This window comes from Streptomyces sp. SUK 48 (genome assembly GCF_009650765.1).
GTDB lineage: Bacteria > Actinomycetota > Actinomycetes > Streptomycetales > Streptomycetaceae > Streptomyces.
Window position 1 is genome coordinate 3070072 of sequence record NZ_CP045740.1, and the last position, 18507, is coordinate 3088578.

Here is an 18507-nt window from a genome sequence, read left to right on the forward strand (position 1 = left end):
CCTCCGCTACGACGCCGGCAGCTGCTGCCCGTAGTCCACCGTCTCCGAGTCCTTCGGCTCCGTGACGGTGAAGTCCGCGCCCCAGTCGGAGAAGCGGAGCGTGCCCGCGTTGCCCGCGCGGGTGAGGGCGAGGGGGTAGGGGGTGCCCTTGAGGGAGACGTCGAGGGTGCCGCCCGAGCCGTGGTCGCCCGCGATGCGGATGGTCGGGGTACTCGCCTCGGTGTGCCGCCCGTCGGTCGCCAGCGAGCCGTGCAGTGTCAGCAGACCCGAGAGGAGGACGTCCTTGTCCGTGAAGCCGATGAACTTCTTGTACGCGGGGTCCCCCTGCGGCACCTTCACGTACTTCCCGTCGAGCTTGGCCGCCGCCCCGCTCCCGTCGCCGCCCTTGGCGTCCGGCTGTGCCCAGAAGGCCGCGTCGGCCTTCAGATACAGCTGGGTGCCGACCCGCAGCAGCTTGAACGTGTCGGCGCCCGAGGTCACCGAGCCGGTCCCGCCGTCGTCCTTGAGCCGCATGTCGAGCCGGTACGTACGGCCGCTGGTCACCACGGTCCCGGACAGCCGGACCGCCGAGGCGCCCCGCGCGGCCGATCGCGTGCGCGCCTGGATCGTTCCGGCGGACAGCTTGCCGACCCCGTTCGTGCCCGCGTCCGGATCGCCGCCGCCGCATCCGGTCAGCACCGCCGCGCCCGTCACGGCCAGCGCGCACAGCGCGGTCACCGGGAGGGTACGGCCGAGGGGAATCGCAGTCACAGGTGAGGTCGCCTTTCCGACGGTTCCTTCAGCGGCGTACCGCAGCGTACCGGTGCTCCGGGCGCCCGGCGGAGCCAGTCCGTCCGGACCCCCCACCAGGGCGTATCCGAGCGGTACGGGCTAGCCTGAAGCGCAACCGTGCGGGCAAATCCGAGCAATTCACCGACAAAAGCAATCCTGGTCGCAAACCACTTCGCGCAGACCCCGATGTAAACCTCGTACGCACGTTCCCTGACAAGGAAGCAGAACCATGGCAGCCGGCGCCCCCCGGATCTTCGTCTCGCACCTCGCCGGGGTCCCCGTCTTCGATCCGAACGGCGACCAGGTGGGGCGCGTACGCGACCTTGTCGTGATGCTGCGCGTGGGCAAGAGACCCCCGCGCGTGCTCGGCCTCGTCGTCGAACTGTCCACCCGGCGCCGCATCTTCCTGCCCATGACCCGGATCAGCGGCATCGAGTCCGGCCAGGTCATCAGCACCGGGGTGATGAACGTGCGCCGCTTCGAGCAGCGGCCCACCGAGCGGCTGGTCTTCGGCGAGCTGCTGGACCGGCGGGTCACCCTGGTGGAGACCGGCGAGGAGGCCACCGTCCTCGACATGTCCGTGCAGCAGCTGCCCGCGCGCCGGGACTGGGAGATCGACCGCGTCTTCGTCCGCAAGGGCCGCAAGGGCGGCGCGTTCCGCCGGGTCAAGGGCGAGACGCTGACCGTGGACTGGTCCGGCGTCTCCGGGTTCTCGCTGGAGGAGCACGGGCAGGGCGCCGAGAACCTGCTCGCCACCTTCGAGCAGCTGCGCCCCGCCGACCTCGCCAATGTGCTGCACCACCTCTCCCCCAAGCGGCGCGCCGAGGTCGCCGCCGCGCTGGACGACGACCGGCTCGCCGACGTCCTGGAGGAGCTGCCGGAGGACGACCAGATCGAGATCCTCGGCAAGCTCCAGGAGGAGCGCGCGGCCGACGTCCTGGAGGCCATGGACCCGGACGACGCGGCCGACCTGCTCTCCGAGCTGCCGGAGGAGGACAAGGAGCGGCTGCTGAGCCTGATGCAGCCCGGCGACGCGGCCGACATGCGGCGCCTGATGTCGTACGAGGAGCACACGGCCGGCGGTCTGATGACCACCGAGCCGATCGTGCTGCGCCCGGACGCCACCGTCGCCGACGCGCTCGCCCGCGTCCGCAACCCCGACCTCTCCCCCGCGCTCGCCGCCCAGGTCTACGTCTGCCGGCCGCCGGACGAGACCCCGACCGGCAAGTACCTGGGCACCGCCCACTTCCAGCGGCTGCTGCGCGACCCCCCGTACACCCTGGTCAGCTCGCTCCTGGACGACGATCTCCAGCCACTGTCCCCGGACGCCTCGCTGCCGGTGATCGCCGGGTTCTTCGCCACCTACGACATGGTGGCCGCGCCCGTGGTGGACGAGGCCGGGTCGCTGCTGGGCGCCGTGACCGTCGACGACGTACTGGACCACATGCTGCCCGACGACTGGCGTGAGACCGAGTTCCATCTGGAGGAGAGCCCCGAGGGCGACAAGGGGGCCGGCCATGGTTTCTGAGCGCGACCGCGAGCGTGACCGCACGCCCGCCGGTGCCACGGCCGCCGGCCGCCCGCGCGCGCCCCGGCTCGACCAGCCGCGCCCGCCCCGGCGCCGGTTCCTGCCCGAGTGGGACCCGGAGGCGTTCGGCCGGCTGTCGGAACGGATCGCCCGGTTCCTCGGCACCGGACGCTTCATCGTCTGGATGACGATCGTCATCATCCTCTGGGTGCTGTGGAACGTGGTGGTGCCCCGGCATCTGCGGTTCGACGAGTACCCGTTCATCTTCCTGACCCTGGCCCTGTCGCTCCAGGCGTCCTACGCCGCCCCGCTGATCCTGCTCGCGCAGAACCGGCAGGACGACCGCGACCGGGTCAACCTGGAGCAGGACCGCAAACAGAACGAGCGGTCCATCGCCGACACCGAGTATCTGACCCGGGAGATCGCGGCGCTGCGCATGGGTCTCGGCGAGGTCGCCACCCGCGACTGGATCCGGGCCGAGCTCCAGGACATGCTCAAGGAGATGGAGGAGCGGCGCGGTCACGGCGGCCCGGTCGTATTCCCGGCGGAACGGACGGAACGCCCGCCGGGACGTGACGCAGACGACCGCTGAGGAGCTACCCGGAGGGCCCTCGGCGCGCCGTACCATCGTCCTTATGGCTACGGAAGACGCGGTGCGCGAGGCACTGGCGACGGTGAACGACCCCGAGATCAACCGCCCCATCACCGAACTGGGGATGGTCAAATCGGTGGAGATCGGGGAGGACGGCGCGGTCGCGGTCACCGTGTACCTGACGGTCTCCGGCTGCCCCATGCGCGACACCATCACCCAGCGGGTCACCGAGGCGGTCTCCCGCGTCGAGGGCGTCACCGGGGTGGACGTCACGCTCGACGTGATGAGTGACGAGCAGCGCAAGGAACTGGCGGCGGCCCTGCGCGGCGGCCAGGCCGAGCGCGAGGTCCCGTTCGCCAAGCCGGGCAACCTCACCCGGGTCTACGCGGTCGCCTCCGGCAAGGGCGGCGTCGGCAAGTCCTCGGTCACGGTGAACCTCGCGGCGGCGATGGCGGCCGACGGCCTCAAGGTGGGCGTCGTGGACGCCGACATCTACGGCCACTCGGTGCCCCGCATGCTGGGCGCGGAGGGGCGTCCCACCCAGGTCGAGAACATGATCATGCCGCCGTCGGCGAACGGCGTGAAGGTCATCTCGATCGGCATGTTCACCCCGGGCAACGCACCGGTGGTCTGGCGCGGCCCGATGCTGCACCGCGCCCTCCAGCAGTTCCTGGCCGATGTGTACTGGGGCGACCTGGACGTCCTGCTCCTGGACCTGCCGCCGGGCACCGGCGACATCGCGATCTCCGTGGCCCAGCTGGTCCCGAACGCCGAGATCCTGGTCGTCACCACCCCGCAGCAGGCGGCCGCCGAGGTGGCCGAGCGCGCGGGCTCCATCGCGGTGCAGACCCATCAGAAGATCGTCGGCGTGGTCGAGAACATGTCCGGGCTGCCCTGCCCGCACTGCGGCGAGATGGTCGACGTCTTCGGCACCGGCGGCGGCCAGCTGGTCGCGGACGGCCTCACCCGTACGACGGGTGCGAACGTGCCGGTCCTCGGCTCCATCCCCATCGACGTCCGGCTGCGCGAGGGCGGCGACGAGGGCAGGCCGGTCGTCCTGACCGACCCCGACTCCCCGGCCGGCAACGCCCTGCGCTCCATCGCGGGCAAGCTGGGCGGCCGCCAGCGCGGCCTGTCGGGCATGTCGCTGGGTCTGACCCCGAGGAACAAGTTCTGAGCCGTACGGCACGGGACGAGCCCTGAGCCGCACGGCACGGGAAAGGGGCGCCGGCATCACCCGGCGCCCCTGAGGTTCCCGCTGGCGTCACACGTACGCGGAGACGTCCTGCACCACGGCGAACCCGAGCCCGTACGCGCTCATCCCCCGCCCGTACGCGCCGAGATGCACCCCCGCGTCCGTGGACCCGGCCAGCACCCAGCCGAACTCCGACTCCCGGTAACGGAAGGACGCGGCCACCCCGTCCACCGGGAGCGAGAGCTTGGACCACTCCGGCCCGTCGAGGTCGTCGGCCAGCTCCCAGGCCGCCTCGGTCTGCTGGGCCAGCCAGTCGTCGCGCAGCGCGTGGTCCATCTGCCCGGGCCAGGTGAAGGACAGCAGCCCCACGCCCGCCAGCCAGGCCGCCGACGACACGGACGTCGCCTCCAGCATCCCCGAGCCGTCGGCCACTTGCCGGGACGGATGCGCCGCGACGGTCACCACGGCCGCGAACTTCTCCCTGGGCTCGGCCAAGGCACTGTCGTGCAGCACGGACGGTGTGTCACCGTGCCCGATCGAACCGTGCTCCACGGCCCCGTCGGCCGCCATGCCGACCTGCATCAGCCAACGCGGCCCCGTGAACGCCTCGTCGAGCCCGTACCAGGGGAAGGGCGCCCGCAGGTAACCGTCGACCGTACCGCGGTCGGCGGCGAGGCCCTGTCCGCCCTCCGTGGCCGGCGCCGTCGCGCCCACCCGACTCGTCGTCTCCATCTGCCCGGACGCCTCCTCGCGCTCGTCGGACCGAAGCGGCGGCCCGCCCCCCTTCGGGCGTACTCGTCCGGTCCGCACAACAACTCGGCAGCATATCCACACCGCTGAGAGCCGCCGGGCAGGCGCCTGTCGCCGGGGTCCCCCGAACGACCTGTTCAGGCCGTTCGGGACGGGCGCGGGCTATGACGCGCGTCACGTGCGCGTGTCGGGAGGCCGGACGGGAGGGGTGGGGCTCAGGTGGCGTCGAAGTCGAACGGCGGCCGGTCGTCCTTCTCGGACTCCTCGGGCTTCTTCGTCATGTCGATCTTCCCGCCGGCGGACGGCGCGGCCGCGGCGGAGTCGGAGGACGACGAGGAGGACGAGGACGACCTGACGTCATGGCCGTTCACCGCGTCGGTGAGCTCGGCCATCTCCTTCTTCAGGTCGAAGCCGTTGCGGATCTCCTGGAGTCCCAGGTCGTCGTTGCCGAGCTGCTTGCGCAGGAACGCCTTGGGGTTGAGGTCCTCGAAGTCGAAGTCCTTGAACTCGGGCCCCAGCTCGCTGCGGATGTCCTGCTTCGCGCTCTCCGAGAACTCGCGGATCTTCCGGATCGTGCGGGTGACGTCCTGGATGACCTTGGGGAGCTTGTCCGGACCGAACACGAGCACCGCGATGACGATGATCGTCAGTAGCTCCATTGGCCCTATGTCATTGAACACCTGACGCTCCTTGCGATGTCCTCGGTCGGTCCACGGTACCCGGCGTACTGGTCCGACCGGTACCGTCCCGAGGTGAGACTTCTGTCAGTTCTGCTCCGCGGTGCCCAGGACGAGTGAGACGTCCCGCTCGGTCCCGCCGCGTTCGACCGTCAGCCGCAGCCGGTCGCCGGGTTTGCGGGCGCGGATTCCGGCGATCAGTTCCGATCCGGTGTGCACCGGGGTGCCGTCCACCCCGGTGATCAGGTCACCCGCCTTGAGCCCGGCCCGCTCGCCCGGACCGTCCTTGAGGACGGCGGGGCCGCCGTCCGGGGCGCGGCTGCCGACGCGGGCGCCGTCGCCGGTGTAGCCCATGTCGAGGTTGACGCCGATGACCGGGTGGGTGGCGCGGCCGTCGTCGATCAGTTCCCCGGCGACGCGCTTGGCCTGGTTGACCGGTATGGCGAAGCCCAGGCCGATGGAGCCGGCCTGGCCGCTCCCGGTCGCCGAGCCGCTGTCGGCGGAGCGGATGGCCGAGTTGACGCCGATGACCCGGGCCCGGGAGTCGAGCAGCGGCCCGCCGGAGTTGCCCGGGTTGATCGGCGCGTCGGTCTGGAGGGCGTCCACGTACGACACATCGCTGCCGTCGCTCTTCTCGCCGCCCGCGGTGATGGGCCGTTCCTTGGCGCTGATGATGCCGGAGGTGACGGTGTTGGCCAGGTCGAAGGGGGCGCCGATGGCGACGACGGGATCGCCCACCCGGACGTCGTCGGAGTCGCCGAGGGCCAGCGGGGCGAGTCCGTGCACGCCGCTCACCCGGACCACGGCGAGGTCGTAGCCGCTGTCCCGGCCGACGACGGTGGCCTTGGCGGAGGTTCCGTCGCTGAACGTCGCCGATATCGTGCCGCCGGACGCGGCGGGCGCGACGACATGGTTGTTGGTGAGGATGTGGCCGCGGTCGTCCAGCACGAAGCCGGTGCCGGTGCCGTCCTCGTCGGAGCCGGAGACATGCAGGGTGACGACGCTGGGCAGGGCGCGGGCGGCGATCCCGGCCACGCTGTCCGGCGCGCGCCCGGCGGGCACGCTCCCGGCCCGCGTCGGTCGCGTATCGCCGCCGGTCCCCGCGCGCTCGGCATAGCCGCCGACGAGCCCGCCGAGCGCGGCCGCGACCACGACGAGGGCGAGCGTCCGGCCGAGCGCGGCGCGCCGCCGCCGGGGCCGTCCGCCGTGCACCGGCACGGTCCCGGGCTGCCGGAGCGGCCCCGCTTCCCAGGCGCCGTAGCGCGCCCAGGGGTCGGCCGGGGGCCGCGGGGCGGAAAGGGGCGGGGAGGCGGGCGCCGGGGGGACGGCGGGCACGGCTGCCGGGGGTGCGGCAGGCGCGGTGGCCAGGGGTACGGCGGGCGCGGGCGCGGAGGCCGGGGCCGGGGGTACGGCAGGCACGGGTGCCGGGGGTGCCGTGGGTGCCGGTGCGGGGTCCGGGGGGACGGCGCCCGCCGCCTGCGGTGCCATGGCCGTGCCGCGCGCCGGTGGTGCCGCCGGGTGCTGGACCGGTGGGGCGGGGGCCCAGGGGCCCGGTTCGCCGTAGGGCGGGGTGCTGTAGGGATCCGGTTCGTGCAACGGGCTGGGGCGCGCCGGCCTGGCCAGTTCGAAGTCACCGTCCGGCATCGGGCCGGCCCCCGCCGCTCCGGCCGGCTCCGCCCCCGGCGCCACGCCGTTCCCCTCGTCCATGCTCTCCCCAAGCTGACCGGGGCCCCGCACCGCGGCGGCCCCGGAACATCGACTGCATGCCCGGATTCAACCAGGTCACGGGCCCCGGCGCAGGGCCCGTCGCGGTGCCCGGGTCAGGGCGTCCGAGGGGGTGTCGCCGGAGCCGCCAGGGGCGCCACCAGGGGGGTCGCGGACGCCGGAGGGCGCATGGGGTTGTGCGGGGCCGGTTCGGGGCCGGGGTCCGGGTCGGACAGCATGCCCGGGACCATGGGTGCCGTGGACCACTTGCCCAGCCGCAGGTCCAGGGCCTTGTCCAGCGGGCGTATCAGCGGCGTCACGGCGTTCACGCCCGCCCGCAGCGGTCCGGTGGTCCGGCCGCCGGTGTCCTCGGACGAGCCGGCCGCGATGTCCGACGCGCCCGGCACCAGGGGCGCGGTCACGGCGGCCGTCGGCGGTGCCGTGCGCCCGAGCGGTGCTCCGCCGCCCTGGGCCGTCAGCGGTCCCTGCCGGCGGCGCTGGGAGTCCGAGGAGGCCGTGGCGCCGGTGCCCCCGCCGGTGGTGCGGGCCGGGATCACATTGCTGCCGGAGCCCCGGGCGTCCGCGGCCGGGTAGCCGGGGATGGCGGTGGTCACGCCGCCGAGGGCGACCGCGGCCAGCGACACCGCGCCGGCGGCGGCGAAGGCGAAGCGCAGCCCGCGGGAGGCGGAACGGCCGTCGTCCGGGCGGCCGACCGGATGGATGCGGAAGCCGCCCTCGCCGAGCGGACCGCCGGGCCCGCCGAAGCCGGTCCCCTCGGCGAAACCGGTCCGCCCGGAGCCGGTGTCCTGCGGGCGCGCGGGGACATAGCCGAAGGAGAAGCCCCGGCGCATGCCGAAGGTGCCCGGGTCGCCCGGGGCCTGGTTCTCGCCGCCGGTACCGGCGCCGGGGCCGAACGGTCCGGCGGCCGGGGTGCCGGCGTCGCCGTCACCGCCCCCGGGAAGGCCCTGGAGGCGGGCCAGCAGGCTCGCGGAGGGCGGGGGCGGGGCCGCGGTCGCGAACTTGCTCTTCAGCGCGCGCTGGGCGTCCGCCTCCGCCTTGCAGCGGGCGCAGGTGGCCAGGTGCGCGAGGACGCGCTCGCGGGTGTCATGACCCAGCTCTCCGTCCACCAAGGCGGAGAGCCGGTCTCCCAGATGCTGCTCGGCGAGATGTGCCTCGACCGGTTTCTGTCGTGATCCGCTCACGCCGTCGCGCCCCCTCCCCCCAGTGCGGGGACCCGGGCCATGAAGGAGCGCCGCTCGGCCGCTCGGGCCTCCGGGGAGCGGTGCGCGAGCGCCTTGCGGAGCTGGGAGCGGCCGCGGTGGATACGGGAGCGGACGGTGCCGAGCTTCACGCCGAGGGTCGCGGCGATCTCCTCGTACGACAGCCCCTCGATGTCGCACAGGACGACGGCGGCGCGGAACTCGGGCGCCAGGGTGTCCAGGGCCTGCTGGACGTCGGCGTCGAAGTGCGCGTCGTTGAAGAGCTGTTGCGGGGTGGGTTCGCGGCTGGCCAGGCGCTCGGCCGCGTCGTCGCCGAGGGCGTCGAAGCGGATGCGCTGCTTGCGCCGGACCATGTCCAGGAACAGGTTCGTGGTGATGCGGTGCAGCCAGCCCTCGAAGGTGCCCGGCGAGTACGTCGACAGGGAGCGGAAGACGCGGACGAAGACTTCCTGGGTGAGGTCCTCCGCGTCGTGCTGGTTGCCGGTGAGGCGGTAGGCCAGGCGGTAGACGCGGGCGCTGTGGGTGCTGACGATCTCGTCCCAGGTGGGCGGGGTCCACGCCTGCCCGTCCGCGTCACTGGTGAAGGTCGCGGTCTGGGTGTCGCGCCCGGCGGTGCCGGTGGCGTGGCTGTCAGCAGCGGTGTCGGTCACGGATTTCGGCCTGCCCGCCGATCCGAGGAAGCGCCGTAGCACTCCACCCCGGTCCTCGGGTGCGGCCGCACCTCCCCTGTCGGCTCTGGTGGTGTCCAGTGGAGCCCCTACCATAGCCACCTCGCCCGTTAGCTCCGGATAAGCGTTTTTACGAGAATTTGATACTTGCTGCGCCGGCTCGTGCCGCTGCGTCAGCAGTTGTGCGGTGCCCTGCTCCACCTCTCGCCCCCCGGACCGTCCCCCACCCTTGTCTCTTCCCTATAAACGCCCGGTCCCATCTGCGGGTTCCCGACGCCAACGGATACAGTCACGCCGAGGCATCCATGGGGACGACAGGAGAGGGTCATTACCGGCAACCGGCAGACGAGCTCGGCTTTCGCCGACGCCTTTGCCGCCGAGGACGAAGCACTGCTGTGGGCCCGCGACCGCGCCCTCGACGCAGGACTGCGCTCGGTGTCGCCCGGCACGGGTTCCGCGCTGCGCCTGCTCGCCGCCTCCGTGGACGCGAAGGCGGTCGCGGAGATCGGCACGGGCTGCGGGGTGTCCGGAATCCATCTGCTGCACGGCATGCGCCCGGACGGCGTGCTGACCACGGTCGATCCGGAGCCGGAGCACCAGCAGTTCGCCCGGCAGGCGTTCCGCGCCTGCGGCTTCGCCAGCAACCGGGCCCGCTTCATCCCCGGCCGCGCCCTGGAGGTGCTGCCCCGGCTCGCGGACGCGGGCTACGACCTGGTGTTCTGCGACGGGGACCGGCACGAGTACTCGGAGTACCTCGCCGAGTCGCTGCGGCTGCTGCGGGCCGGCGGCCTGGTGGTCTTCGAGGGCGTCTTCGCAGGCGGCCGTACGGTCGACTCGGGGCCGCAGCCCTCGGAGGTGCTGCGGCTGCGGGAGCTGCTGCGCACGGTGCGCGAGAGCCAGGAGCTGGTGCCCTCGCTGCTGCCGGTCGGCGACGGACTGCTGTGCGCCGTCAAGCGGTGACGGCGGCGGGGTACCTCGCCCCGGCGGGTCCCGGCGGGCAGGCTCCGCCCGGGAACACGGCCGCCCCGGCACCGCGTACGATGCCGGGGCGGCCGCAAGGACCGACTCGTGCGCGCGTCAGACGACGACCTTCTTGAGCGCGTCGCCGAGCGCCTCGGCCTCGTCAGGGGTCAGCTCGACGACGAGTCGACCGCCGCCTTCGAGCGGAACGCGCATGACGATGCCCCGCCCCTCCTTGGTCACCTCGAGCGGACCATCGCCCGTCCGCGGCTTCATGGCCGCCATGCTCGTTCCCCTTCCTGAAACCAGCTCATCGTCTGCCGATGGCCTGCGGGCACCCGCGGGACCGAACCGGACACGCGACACCGGCATCGAACACATTGCTTCTAAGCCATTATCCCGCATCTCAGGACCCGATGACCAACATCGGTCGGCATCGCTTGGGCAACGCGCGCGAGCAAAACCACTCAATTCGGGGATGTGGCTGCGATACTGCGCCACCGCACGGACGCCCTCCGGCCACCCGGGCCCCGGTTTTCTTTGACGCAGCTCACACCCGCCGCCGGGCCCTTGGCCGGTGATCTCCGCCATGCTGTGATCGGACAGGGACGTACCGCGCGGTACGTCACCACCGCGAACCGGAGGGGATGCGCCATGGCCGACACCGTGCTCTACGAGGTGAGCGACGGGCTCGCGACGATCACGCTGAACCGCCCCGAGGCGATGAACGCGCTGAACGTGGCGACCAAGGTCGCGCTGCGGGAGGCGGCCGAGGAAGCGGCCCGGGACACCGCCGTACGGGCGATCCTGCTGACCGCCGCCGGGGAGCGCGCGTTCTGTGTGGGCCAGGACCTCAAGGAGCACATCGGGCTGCTGGCGCAGGACCGGGAGACCGGTTCCGGGCAGACGATGAGCACGGTCGGCGAGCACTACAACCCGATCGTGCGGGCGCTGGCGGGGGCGGCCAAGCCGGTGGTCGCCGCGGTGAACGGCGTCGCGGCGGGGGCGGGCTTCGGGTTCGCGCTCGCGGCGGACTACCGGATCGTCGCCGACACCGCGTCCTTCAACAGCTCGTTCGTGGGCGTCGCGCTGACCGGGGACTCCGGGATCTCCTGGACCCTGCCCCGGGTGGTCGGACCGAGCCGGGCGCAGGACCTGCTGCTGTTCCCGCGCAGCATCGGCGCGCGGGACGCGCTGGAGCTGGGGATCGCCAACCGGGTCGTACCGGCGGCCGAGCTGCGCGCCGAGGCCGAGAAGGTGGCGCGCGGGCTCGCCGCGGGGCCGACGGTCGCCTACGCGGCGATCAAGGAGGCGGTGGCCTTCGGGCTGACGCACACCCTGGAGGAGACGCTGGAGAAGGAGGACGAGCTCCAGACGCGCGCCGGGCAGTCCGAGGACCACCTGATCGCGGTGCAGGCGTTCGTGAACAAGGAGAAGCCCAAGTACCTGGGGCGCTGACGCGTCCCTAGCCGCTGTTCCTCGCCACGCACGTCTCCAGGTGGTCGTTCACCAGCCCGCACGCCTGCATCAGCGCGTACGCCGTCGTCGGGCCGACGAACTTCAGGCCCCGCTTCTTCAACTCCTTGGACAGGGCCGTCGATTGCGGGGTGACCGCCGGGACGTCGGCCAGGGTCCTGGGGGCCGGGCGGCCGGCCGGGTCGGGGGCGTGGGACCAGATCAGCTCGTCCAGGTCGCCGGCCGCCCAGCCGGCGAGGACGCGGGCGTTGGCGAGGGTGGCGTCGATCTTGGCGCGGTTGCGGATGATGCCCGGGTCGGCCAGCAGGCGCTCGCGGTCCTCGTCGGTGAAGGCCGCGACCTTCTCGATGCAAAAACCCGCGAAGGCGGTACGGAAGCCCGGCCGGCGGCGCAGGATGGTGATCCAGGACAGGCCCGACTGGAACGCCTCCAGGCTGAGCCGCTCGAAGAGGGCGTCGTCGCCGTGGACCGGGCGGCCCCACTCCTCGTCGTGGTACGACACGTAGTCGTCGGTGGACAGGGCCCAGGGGCAGCGCGGCGCGCCGTCCGGGCCCACGACGGCGGCGGTCACTGCTGGTCCTCCGGGTGCCGGGACTTGTCCAGGGTGGGGCGCGGGGCGGCGGCGCGGGCGCCGGCCAGCGCGGACTCCAGGCCCGCGATCCGGGCGTCGCGCTCGGCGAGTTCGGCGCCGAGGCGGCCGAGGGCGTCGTCGACGTCGGACATGCGGTAGCCGCGCACGGCGAGCGGGAAGCGCAGGCTCTCCACGTCCTCGCGGCCCACCGGCCGGTCGTCGGGCAGCGGGTCCCGGAGCCGCTCGGGCGCGGCGTCCGGCAGCGGGCCGTCACCCTCCTTGCCGCCGCCCACCACGGCGAGGGTCACCGCGGCGACCACGACGGCCAGTGCGACGACCAGGAACAGGAACATCACCATCGTCGAGGCCCCCAGCTCGGGTGCCGGCACGCTGCCGGACGCGGAATCTGTCAGCTCCGATCGTGCCATGCGCGTCTGACAGTTAGGGTCACTGGCGGTCGCAGTGCCGGACGTACGAGGAAGAGGTCACAGCGGATGCTCAGGCTGGGCAGGCGGGAATTCGGACCGCACGAACGAGTGATCATGGCGATCGTGAACCGGACCCCCGACTCCTTCTACGACCGCGGGGCGACGTTCAGCGACGAGCCGGCCCTGGCGCGGGTCGAGCAGGCGGTGGCCGAGGGTGCCGCGATCATCGACATCGGCGGGGTGAAGGCGGGCCCCGGCGAGGAGGTCTCCGCCGAGGAGGAGGCGCGGCGCACGGTCGGCTTCGTGGCCGAGGTGCGGCGCCGGTTCCCGGACGTGGTGATCAGCGTGGACACCTGGCGGGCCGAGGTCGGCGAGGCGGTGTGCGCCGCGGGCGCCGATCTGCTGAACGACGCGTGGGGCGGCGCGGACCCGGGCCTGGCCGAGGTCGCGGCGCGCCACCGGGTGGGCCTGGTGTGCACGCACGCGGGCGGTGCCGAGCCGCGCACCCGCCCGCACCGGGTGACGTACGACGACGTCATGGCGGACGTGCTGGACGTGACCGTGGGCCTCGCGGAGCGCGCGGTGGCGCTCGGGGTGCCCCGGGAGTCGGTGCTGATCGATCCCGGGCACGACTTCGGCAAGAACACCCGGCACAGCCTGGAGGCGACGCGGCGCCTGGACGAGATGGTCGCCGCGGGCTGGCCGGTGCTGGTGTCGCTGTCCAACAAGGACTTCGTCGGGGAGACGCTGGACCGGCCGGTCAAGGAGCGGCTGATCGGGACGCTGGCGACGACGGCGGTGTCCTCCTGGCTCGGGGCGATGGTCTACCGCGTGCACGAGGTCGCCGAGACCCGCCAGGTCCTCGACATGGTCTCGTCCATCGCGGGCCACCGCCCCCCTGCGGTGGCCCGGCGCGGGCTGGCCTGAGCCGGACGGGAGGTCCTAGCGGCCGGCCTCCTTGGAGACCAGGGCGACCGCCTCTTCCACGTCGTCCGTGACGTGGAAGAGCAGGAGGTCCTTCTCCAGGGCCTTGCCGCCGGCCACCAGGGTGTTCTTGAGCCAGTCGACCAGTCCGCCCCAGTACGCGCTGCCGAACAGGACGATCGGGAAGCTGGTGACCTTCTGGGTCTGCACCAGGGTCAGCGCCTCGAACAGCTCGTCCAGGGTGCCGAGGCCGCCGGGCAGCACGACAAAGCCCTGGGCATACTTCACGAACATCATTTTCCGGACGAAGAAGTACCGGAAGTTCAGCCCGATGTCGACGTAGGGGTTCAGCCCCTGCTCGAAGGGCAGCTCGATGCCGAGCCCGACCGAGACGCCGTCCGCCTCGCTCGCGCCCTTGTTGGCGGCCTCCATCGCGCCGGGGCCGCCCCCGGTGATCACGGCCCAGCCGGCCTGCGCGAGGCTGCGGCCGAGCCGCACCCCGGCGTCGTACTCGGGCGAGTCCACGGGTGTGCGGGCCGAGCCGAACACGCTGATCGCGGGCGGGAGTTCGGCCAGCGTGCCGAAGCCCTCGATGAACTCCGACTGGATGCGCAGCACCCGCCAGGGGTCGGTGTGCACCCAGTCGGAGGGGCCGCCCGCGTCCAGCAGCCGCTGATCGGTGGTGCTCCGCGTCACCTGGCCCCGCCGCCGCAGGACGGGGCCGAGCCGCTGCTCGTCCGGCGGCTGCTTCTTACCCTCGGGGTTCCCGGTAGGCATATGCGCTCCCTCCGCTTGCCGGTGGTTCGCTCCCAGCCTAGATCTACGCGGGTTAAGCAGGGGGGACATATGCGTGTCCGCCAGGCGTGCGCCGGGCTCGGCCGTACTACGCGGTGAGCCAGTCGGCCAGCCGCTCCTCGGCCTTGAGGATCTTGGCCGTCTCCACCCGCTCGTCCCGCTTGTGCGCCAGGTGCGGGTTGCCGGGGCCGTAGTTGACCGCGGGGATGCCGAGCGCGGCGAAACGGGACACGTCCGTCCAGCCGTACTTGGGGCGCGGGATGCCGCCGACCGCCTCGATAAAGGCCGCCGCGGCCGGGTGGGAGAGGCCGGGCAGGGCGCCGCCGCTGTGGTCGTCGACCGTGAACTCGGCCACCCCGCAGTCCGCGAACACCTCGCGCACGTGCGCGATCGCCTCCTCCTCGGTGCGGTCGGGGGCGTAGCGGAAGTTGACGGCGACCACGCACTCGTCGGGGATGACGTTGCCCGCGACCCCGCCGCCGATGCGCACGGCGTTCAGGCCCTCGCGGTACTCCAGGCCGTCGATCACCGGGTAGCGGGGCTCGTAGGCCGCCAGCCGGGCCAGGATCGGCGCGGCCGCGTGGATGGCGTTGGCGCCCATCCAGGAGCGCGCCGAGTGCGCCCGCTCGCCCTCGGTGCGCAGCAGCATCCGCAGGGTGCCCTGGCAGCCGCCCTCGACCTCGCCGTCGGAGGGCTCCAGAAGCACCGCGAAATCGGCCGCCAGCCACTCGGGGTGCGCCTCGGCGACATGGCGCAGGCCGTTGAGGTGGGCGGCGACCTCCTCGTTGTCGTAGAAGACGAAGGTCAGATCGCGGTTGGGGGCCGGGACGGTGGCCGCGAGGCGCAGCTGGACCGCCACGCCCGACTTCATGTCGCAGGTGCCGCAGCCCCACAGCACGCCGTCCTCGTCCAGGCGGGAGGGCACGTTGTCCGCGATCGGCACGGTGTCGATGTGCCCGGCCAGGACGACACGCTCGGCGCGGCCCAGGTTCGTACGGGCGATCACGTTGTTGCCGTAGCGGTCCACCGCCAGGTGCGGCAGGGCGCGCAGCGCGCTCTCGATCGCGTCGGCGAGCGGCTTCTCGGAGCCGCTCTCGGAGGCGAAGTCCACCAGCCGCGCGGTGAGCGTGGCGGCGTCCAGCGTGAGGTCAAGCGAGGTGTCGGCCATGGCCCCGACCCTAGCGCGCCGCCCCGGGGCACCCCGTTCCCGCGCACGGCGGCGGACCACTGGTGAGCGGTGGTGATCGCTCCGCTACCTTGTACGCGTGTCACAGCCGTCCCCCACCCGTCCCAAGCGCCGCGGCCGTCTTCTCCGGTCCTGTGCGGCCCTGTTGGTCCTGTGCGGCGTCGCCGCCTACCTCGTGGTGCAGTACGTCACCGGAGGCGGCGGTTCCCGCGGCTGCAAGGTGGTCTCGGCCACCGGCGCCGGGGCGTCGTACGACTTCACGCCCGAGCAGGCGGCGAACGCGGCGACGATCGCCGCGGTCGGCACCGGCCGGAACATGCCCGAGCGGGCCGTGACGATCGCGCTCGCCACCGCGCTCCAGGAGTCGGGGCTGCGCAACATCGAGCACGGCGACCGTGATTCGCTCGGCCTGTTCCAGCAGCGGCCCTCGCAGGGCTGGGGCACCGAGCGGCAGATCATGGACCCCACGTACGCGGCCGGGATCTTCTACGCCCACCTGGCGAAGGTGCCCGACTACTCCGCTCTGCCGCTCACCGTGGCCGCGCAGAAGGTGCAGCGCAGCGGCTACCCGGAGGCGTACGCCAAGCACGAGCCGGACGCCGAGCTGCTGTCGGCGGCGCTGACCGGCCAGGCGGCGGCCACGCTGACCTGCGACGGGCGCTTCGACCCGGCGGCCGGGGCGATCGGCCCGGACGCGGTACGGGCCGCGCTGGTGCGGGACTTCGGGCGGGACGCGCTCCAGGAGACCGGCGCGGAGGTGGGCGGGGCACCGGTGCCCTCGCCGTCCCCCTCGCCGAGCGTGACGGCGACCGCGAGCGGGCGGACGGTGACCGTGCCGGTGCCGCTCGGGACGCGGACGGACGCGAGCGGGCGCGACGAGCGGGAGCGGGGGTGGCAGCTCGCGCACTGGGCGGTCGCCAACTCCTCGGCGCTGCACATCCACCGGGTGACGTACGCGGGCCGGGTGTGGACCGCCGGCAGCGACGGCGGGGCCTGGCAGCAGGTGCGCCCGCAGGGGGCCGCGGGGGCGGAGAAGTCCGTCGGCGTTGTCCAGATCGTGACCGGACAGTAGTACGGGTCATCGCGCCGACGGGTGGCGTCGGCGTTTCACACGCGGCCAAACGGGCGAGCCGGGGAACCCGGCCGGGAGCCCTTGGGGCGCAAGGGGCGGAAGGATTCTGCCGGGCGCCCTCACGGACGCCCTTTGCCCGTTTTTATCCCCACCTGATAATGCGATGCGTTATCGGTTCTTTACCCGGGGCGTCCGCAACCTTCGGCGGCTTCGAGCGGTAGTCATGGCGTCCGACCCGGTGCCGGGTCCGGACGACAGAGAGCGTTCTTCTCCCGTCGAATGGAGCATCATGTCCCTCCCCCTGACCCGCCGGATCGCCCGTGCCGCGCTGCTCGTCGCAGCGGGAGCGGCCGCCGGGGTCGGTGCGGCCGGCTCCGCCGGTGCGGCCACGAACCTGCCGGCCACCGCGAACCTGGGCGGCCTGACCGCGCTGGACGCGGCGCACGTCGGCGACACCGTCGACGGTGCCGCGCAGCACACCACCTCGCTGGCGGGCAACGCGGGCGGCAACGCCGTGAAGTCGGCCGTGCCGACCGCGGGCAAGACGGCCGGCGGTGCCGTGAAGAAGGCCGCCCCGGCGGCCCAGCAGGCCGCGGGCGGCGTCGCCGGCGCCGCGGGCAACGCCCTGGGCGACGCGGCCGCCGGCGCCACGAAGGGCGGCCTGCCGACCGCCAACCTGCCGATGCAGGGCCTGCCCCTCACCTGAGCCGCGGCCGGCCGGTGAAACGGGGTCCAGGGGACGTTCCCCCTGGACCCCGTTCGGCGTTCACGGGAGCGGCGCCGGGCGCGGGCGGAACCTACAGCCGCGCGACCGCCGCCGCGATCCGCTCGTCCGTCGCCGTCAGCGCCACGCGGACGAAGGTGTCGCCCGCCGGGCCGTAGAAGTCGCCGGGGGCGACCAGGACGCCCAGGTCGGCGAGGTGGGCGACGGTGGTCCAGCAGGGCTCGTCGCGGGTGGCCCACAGGTAGAGGCTGGCCTCGCTGTGCTCGATGCGGAAGCCGTGGGACAGCAGGGCGGCGCGCAGGGCCTCGCGGCGGGCGGCGTAGCGGGCCCGCTGCTCGTGCACATGGCCGTCGTCGCCCAGCGCGGCCACCACGGCTGCCTGGGTCGGCGCGGAGGTCATCATGCCGCCGTGCTTGCGGATCTCCAGGAGCGGGCCCAGGACGGCCGGGTCGCCCGCGATGAAGGCGGCGCGGTAGCCGGCCAGGTTGGAGCGCTTGGAGAGCGAGTGGACGGCCACGACGCCGTCGTAGGAGCCGCCGTTGACGTCCGGGTGCAGCACCGAGACCGGGTCGGCCTCCCAGCCCAGCTCCAGGTAGCACTCGTCGGAGACGACCAGGACGCCGTGGGCGCGGGCCCAGGCGACGATCTCCGTCAGCTCCTCCTTGGCCAGCACCCTGCCCGTCGGGTTGGACGGGGAGTTCAGCCAGAGCAGCTTCAGACCGGCCGGGTCGAGGTCGCGCGGGTCGTCGTACGTCTCGTACCCGGCGCGGGCCAGCCGCGCGCCGACCTCGTACGTCGGGTACGCGAGGCGCGGGTAGGCCACCCGGTCGCCGGGGCCGAGGCCCAGCTGGGTCGGCAGCCAGGCCACCAGCTCCTTGGAGCCGACGACCGGCAGCACATGCCGGTGGGTCACCTCGCGCGCGCCCAGGCGCCGCTCCAGCCAGCCGCAGATCGCGTCCCGCAGCGCGGGCGTGCCCCAGACCGTCGGATAGCCCGGCGAGTCGGCCGCGTCGACGAGGGCCTTCTGGACCAGCTCGGGGACCGGGTCGACCGGGGTGCCGACGGAGAGGTCGACGATGCCGTCCGGATGGGCCGCGGCCGTCTTCTTGTACGGCTCCAGCTTGTCCCAGGGGAAGGTGGGAAGCCGGTCGGAGACTGCGGACACGATCAGTGGCTCACTTTCGTCTGGTGCGGCAAACGCCTCGGTCCCGTGCGGCGGCGATCTGGGCGATCGGGGCCGTACGGGACCGAGGCGGCGCGTTCGCG

At 73.2% G+C, this 18507-nt stretch carries 20 protein-coding genes; 8 read left to right on the forward strand and 12 right to left on the reverse strand.

The features are described 5' to 3' along the window. Positions 1–6: 6 nt before the first annotated feature. Positions 7–750, reverse strand: a complete 744-nt coding sequence (locus GHR20_RS12940; protein WP_148027835.1) for a hypothetical protein — start codon at positions 748–750, stop codon at positions 7–9. Positions 751–1000: 250 nt separating this feature from the next. On the opposite strand from GHR20_RS12940, the gene GHR20_RS12945 reads away from it, so the two are divergent. Genes GHR20_RS12945 through GHR20_RS12955 form a run of 3 tightly spaced genes read left to right on the forward strand, consistent with a single transcriptional unit; the run spans position 1001 to position 4068 of the window. Next, positions 1001–2299, forward strand: coding sequence for a CBS domain-containing protein (locus GHR20_RS12945; RefSeq protein ID WP_111584822.1), 1299 nt, complete (start codon positions 1001–1003; stop codon positions 2297–2299). Continuing rightward, positions 2289–2891 carry a DUF1003 domain-containing protein gene (locus tag GHR20_RS12950; RefSeq protein WP_111584823.1) on the forward strand — a complete coding sequence of 201 codons (603 nt, stop codon included), beginning with the start codon at positions 2289–2291 and terminating at the stop codon, positions 2889–2891. The genes GHR20_RS12945 and GHR20_RS12950 overlap by 11 nt, the downstream gene beginning before the upstream one ends. 43 nt (positions 2892–2934) lie before the next feature. Next, complete coding sequence (locus GHR20_RS12955; RefSeq protein ID WP_111584824.1) at positions 2935–4068, forward strand: Mrp/NBP35 family ATP-binding protein; 1134 nt, start codon at positions 2935–2937, stop codon at positions 4066–4068. Positions 4069–4155: 87 nt separating this feature from the next. Here GHR20_RS12955 and GHR20_RS12960 read toward each other — a convergent pair whose 3' ends face one another. From GHR20_RS12960 to sigE, 5 genes are all read right to left on the reverse strand, one after another. Further along, on the reverse strand, positions 4156–4818 hold the full coding sequence (locus tag GHR20_RS12960) for a hypothetical protein (protein ID WP_187279425.1): 663 nt from the start codon (positions 4816–4818) through the stop codon (positions 4156–4158). Between the two features lie 233 nt (positions 4819–5051). Beyond that, a complete protein-coding gene (locus tag GHR20_RS12965; RefSeq protein ID WP_153813250.1) occupies positions 5052–5516 on the reverse strand; it encodes a sec-independent translocase in 465 nt (154 codons plus the stop codon). Positions 5517–5600: 84 nt separating this feature from the next. After that, complete coding sequence (locus tag GHR20_RS12970; protein WP_243878337.1) at positions 5601–7157, reverse strand: trypsin-like peptidase domain-containing protein; 1557 nt, start codon at positions 7155–7157, stop codon at positions 5601–5603. A gap of 176 nt (positions 7158–7333) precedes the next feature. Beyond that, on the reverse strand, positions 7334–8419 hold the full coding sequence (locus tag GHR20_RS12975; protein ID WP_153813252.1) for a zf-HC2 domain-containing protein: 1086 nt from the start codon (positions 8417–8419) through the stop codon (positions 7334–7336). Beyond that, positions 8416–9129 (reverse strand): RNA polymerase sigma factor SigE, encoded by a 714-nt coding sequence (sigE, locus tag GHR20_RS12980; protein WP_111584829.1) that lies wholly within the window; start codon positions 9127–9129, stop codon positions 8416–8418. Before sigE ends, GHR20_RS12975 begins: the two co-directional genes overlap by 4 nt. Before the next feature lie 234 nt (positions 9130–9363). Between sigE and GHR20_RS12985 the strand changes: the two genes are divergently transcribed. Continuing rightward, entirely contained in the window at positions 9364–10065 is a 702-nt protein-coding gene (locus tag GHR20_RS12985; RefSeq protein ID WP_243878339.1) for an O-methyltransferase, read from the forward strand. Positions 10066–10182: 117 nt separating this feature from the next. On the opposite strand, the gene GHR20_RS12990 is transcribed toward GHR20_RS12985, so the two are convergent. Then, complete coding sequence (locus GHR20_RS12990; protein WP_018544333.1) at positions 10183–10350, reverse strand: DUF3117 domain-containing protein; 168 nt, start codon at positions 10348–10350, stop codon at positions 10183–10185. A 369-nt stretch (positions 10351–10719) separates the two neighbouring features. Here GHR20_RS12990 and GHR20_RS12995 point away from each other — a divergent pair, with 369 nt between their 5' ends. Continuing rightward, the gene (locus GHR20_RS12995) at positions 10720–11523 is read left to right on the forward strand and encodes an enoyl-CoA hydratase-related protein (RefSeq protein ID WP_148027841.1); all 804 of its coding nucleotides are present in this window, start codon (positions 10720–10722) and stop codon (positions 11521–11523) included. Between the two features lie 7 nt (positions 11524–11530). Here GHR20_RS12995 and GHR20_RS13000 read toward each other — a convergent pair whose 3' ends face one another. Both GHR20_RS13000 and GHR20_RS13005 read right to left on the reverse strand, forming a co-directional pair. After that, positions 11531–12112 carry a DNA-3-methyladenine glycosylase I gene (locus tag GHR20_RS13000; protein ID WP_153813254.1) on the reverse strand — a complete coding sequence of 194 codons (582 nt, stop codon included), beginning with the start codon at positions 12110–12112 and terminating at the stop codon, positions 11531–11533. Next, positions 12109–12471: a DivIVA domain-containing protein gene (locus GHR20_RS13005; RefSeq protein WP_148027916.1), complete on the reverse strand. Its 363-nt coding sequence runs from the start codon at positions 12469–12471 to the stop codon at positions 12109–12111. The genes GHR20_RS13000 and GHR20_RS13005 overlap by 4 nt, the downstream gene beginning before the upstream one ends. A 135-nt stretch (positions 12472–12606) precedes the next feature. On the opposite strand from GHR20_RS13005, the gene folP reads away from it, so the two are divergent. Beyond that, positions 12607–13467 (forward strand): dihydropteroate synthase, encoded by an 861-nt coding sequence (gene folP / locus GHR20_RS13010; RefSeq protein ID WP_111584835.1) that lies wholly within the window; start codon positions 12607–12609, stop codon positions 13465–13467. 15 nt (positions 13468–13482) lie between these two features. Here folP and GHR20_RS13015 read toward each other — a convergent pair whose 3' ends face one another. Together GHR20_RS13015 and dapE are read right to left on the reverse strand one after the other, a co-directional pair. Beyond that, complete coding sequence (locus GHR20_RS13015; RefSeq protein ID WP_111584836.1) at positions 13483–14241, reverse strand: TIGR00730 family Rossman fold protein; 759 nt, start codon at positions 14239–14241, stop codon at positions 13483–13485. Between the two features lie 106 nt (positions 14242–14347). Further along, the gene (gene dapE / locus GHR20_RS13020) at positions 14348–15427 is read right to left on the reverse strand and encodes a succinyl-diaminopimelate desuccinylase (RefSeq protein WP_153813255.1); all 1080 of its coding nucleotides are present in this window, start codon (positions 15425–15427) and stop codon (positions 14348–14350) included. Positions 15428–15524: 97 nt separating this feature from the next. Here dapE and GHR20_RS13025 point away from each other — a divergent pair, with 97 nt between their 5' ends. Beyond that, the gene (locus GHR20_RS13025; protein WP_194858878.1) at positions 15525–16517 is read left to right on the forward strand and encodes a heavy metal transporter; all 993 of its coding nucleotides are present in this window, start codon (positions 15525–15527) and stop codon (positions 16515–16517) included. Positions 16518–16806: 289 nt separating this feature from the next. Next, positions 16807–17223, forward strand: coding sequence for an ATP-binding protein (locus tag GHR20_RS13030; protein ID WP_111584839.1), 417 nt, complete (start codon positions 16807–16809; stop codon positions 17221–17223). A gap of 91 nt (positions 17224–17314) precedes the next feature. Here GHR20_RS13030 and GHR20_RS13035 read toward each other — a convergent pair whose 3' ends face one another. Next, complete coding sequence (locus GHR20_RS13035; RefSeq protein ID WP_153813256.1) at positions 17315–18406, reverse strand: bifunctional succinyldiaminopimelate transaminase/glutamate-prephenate aminotransferase; 1092 nt, start codon at positions 18404–18406, stop codon at positions 17315–17317. Between the last annotated feature and the right edge of the window lie 101 nt (positions 18407–18507).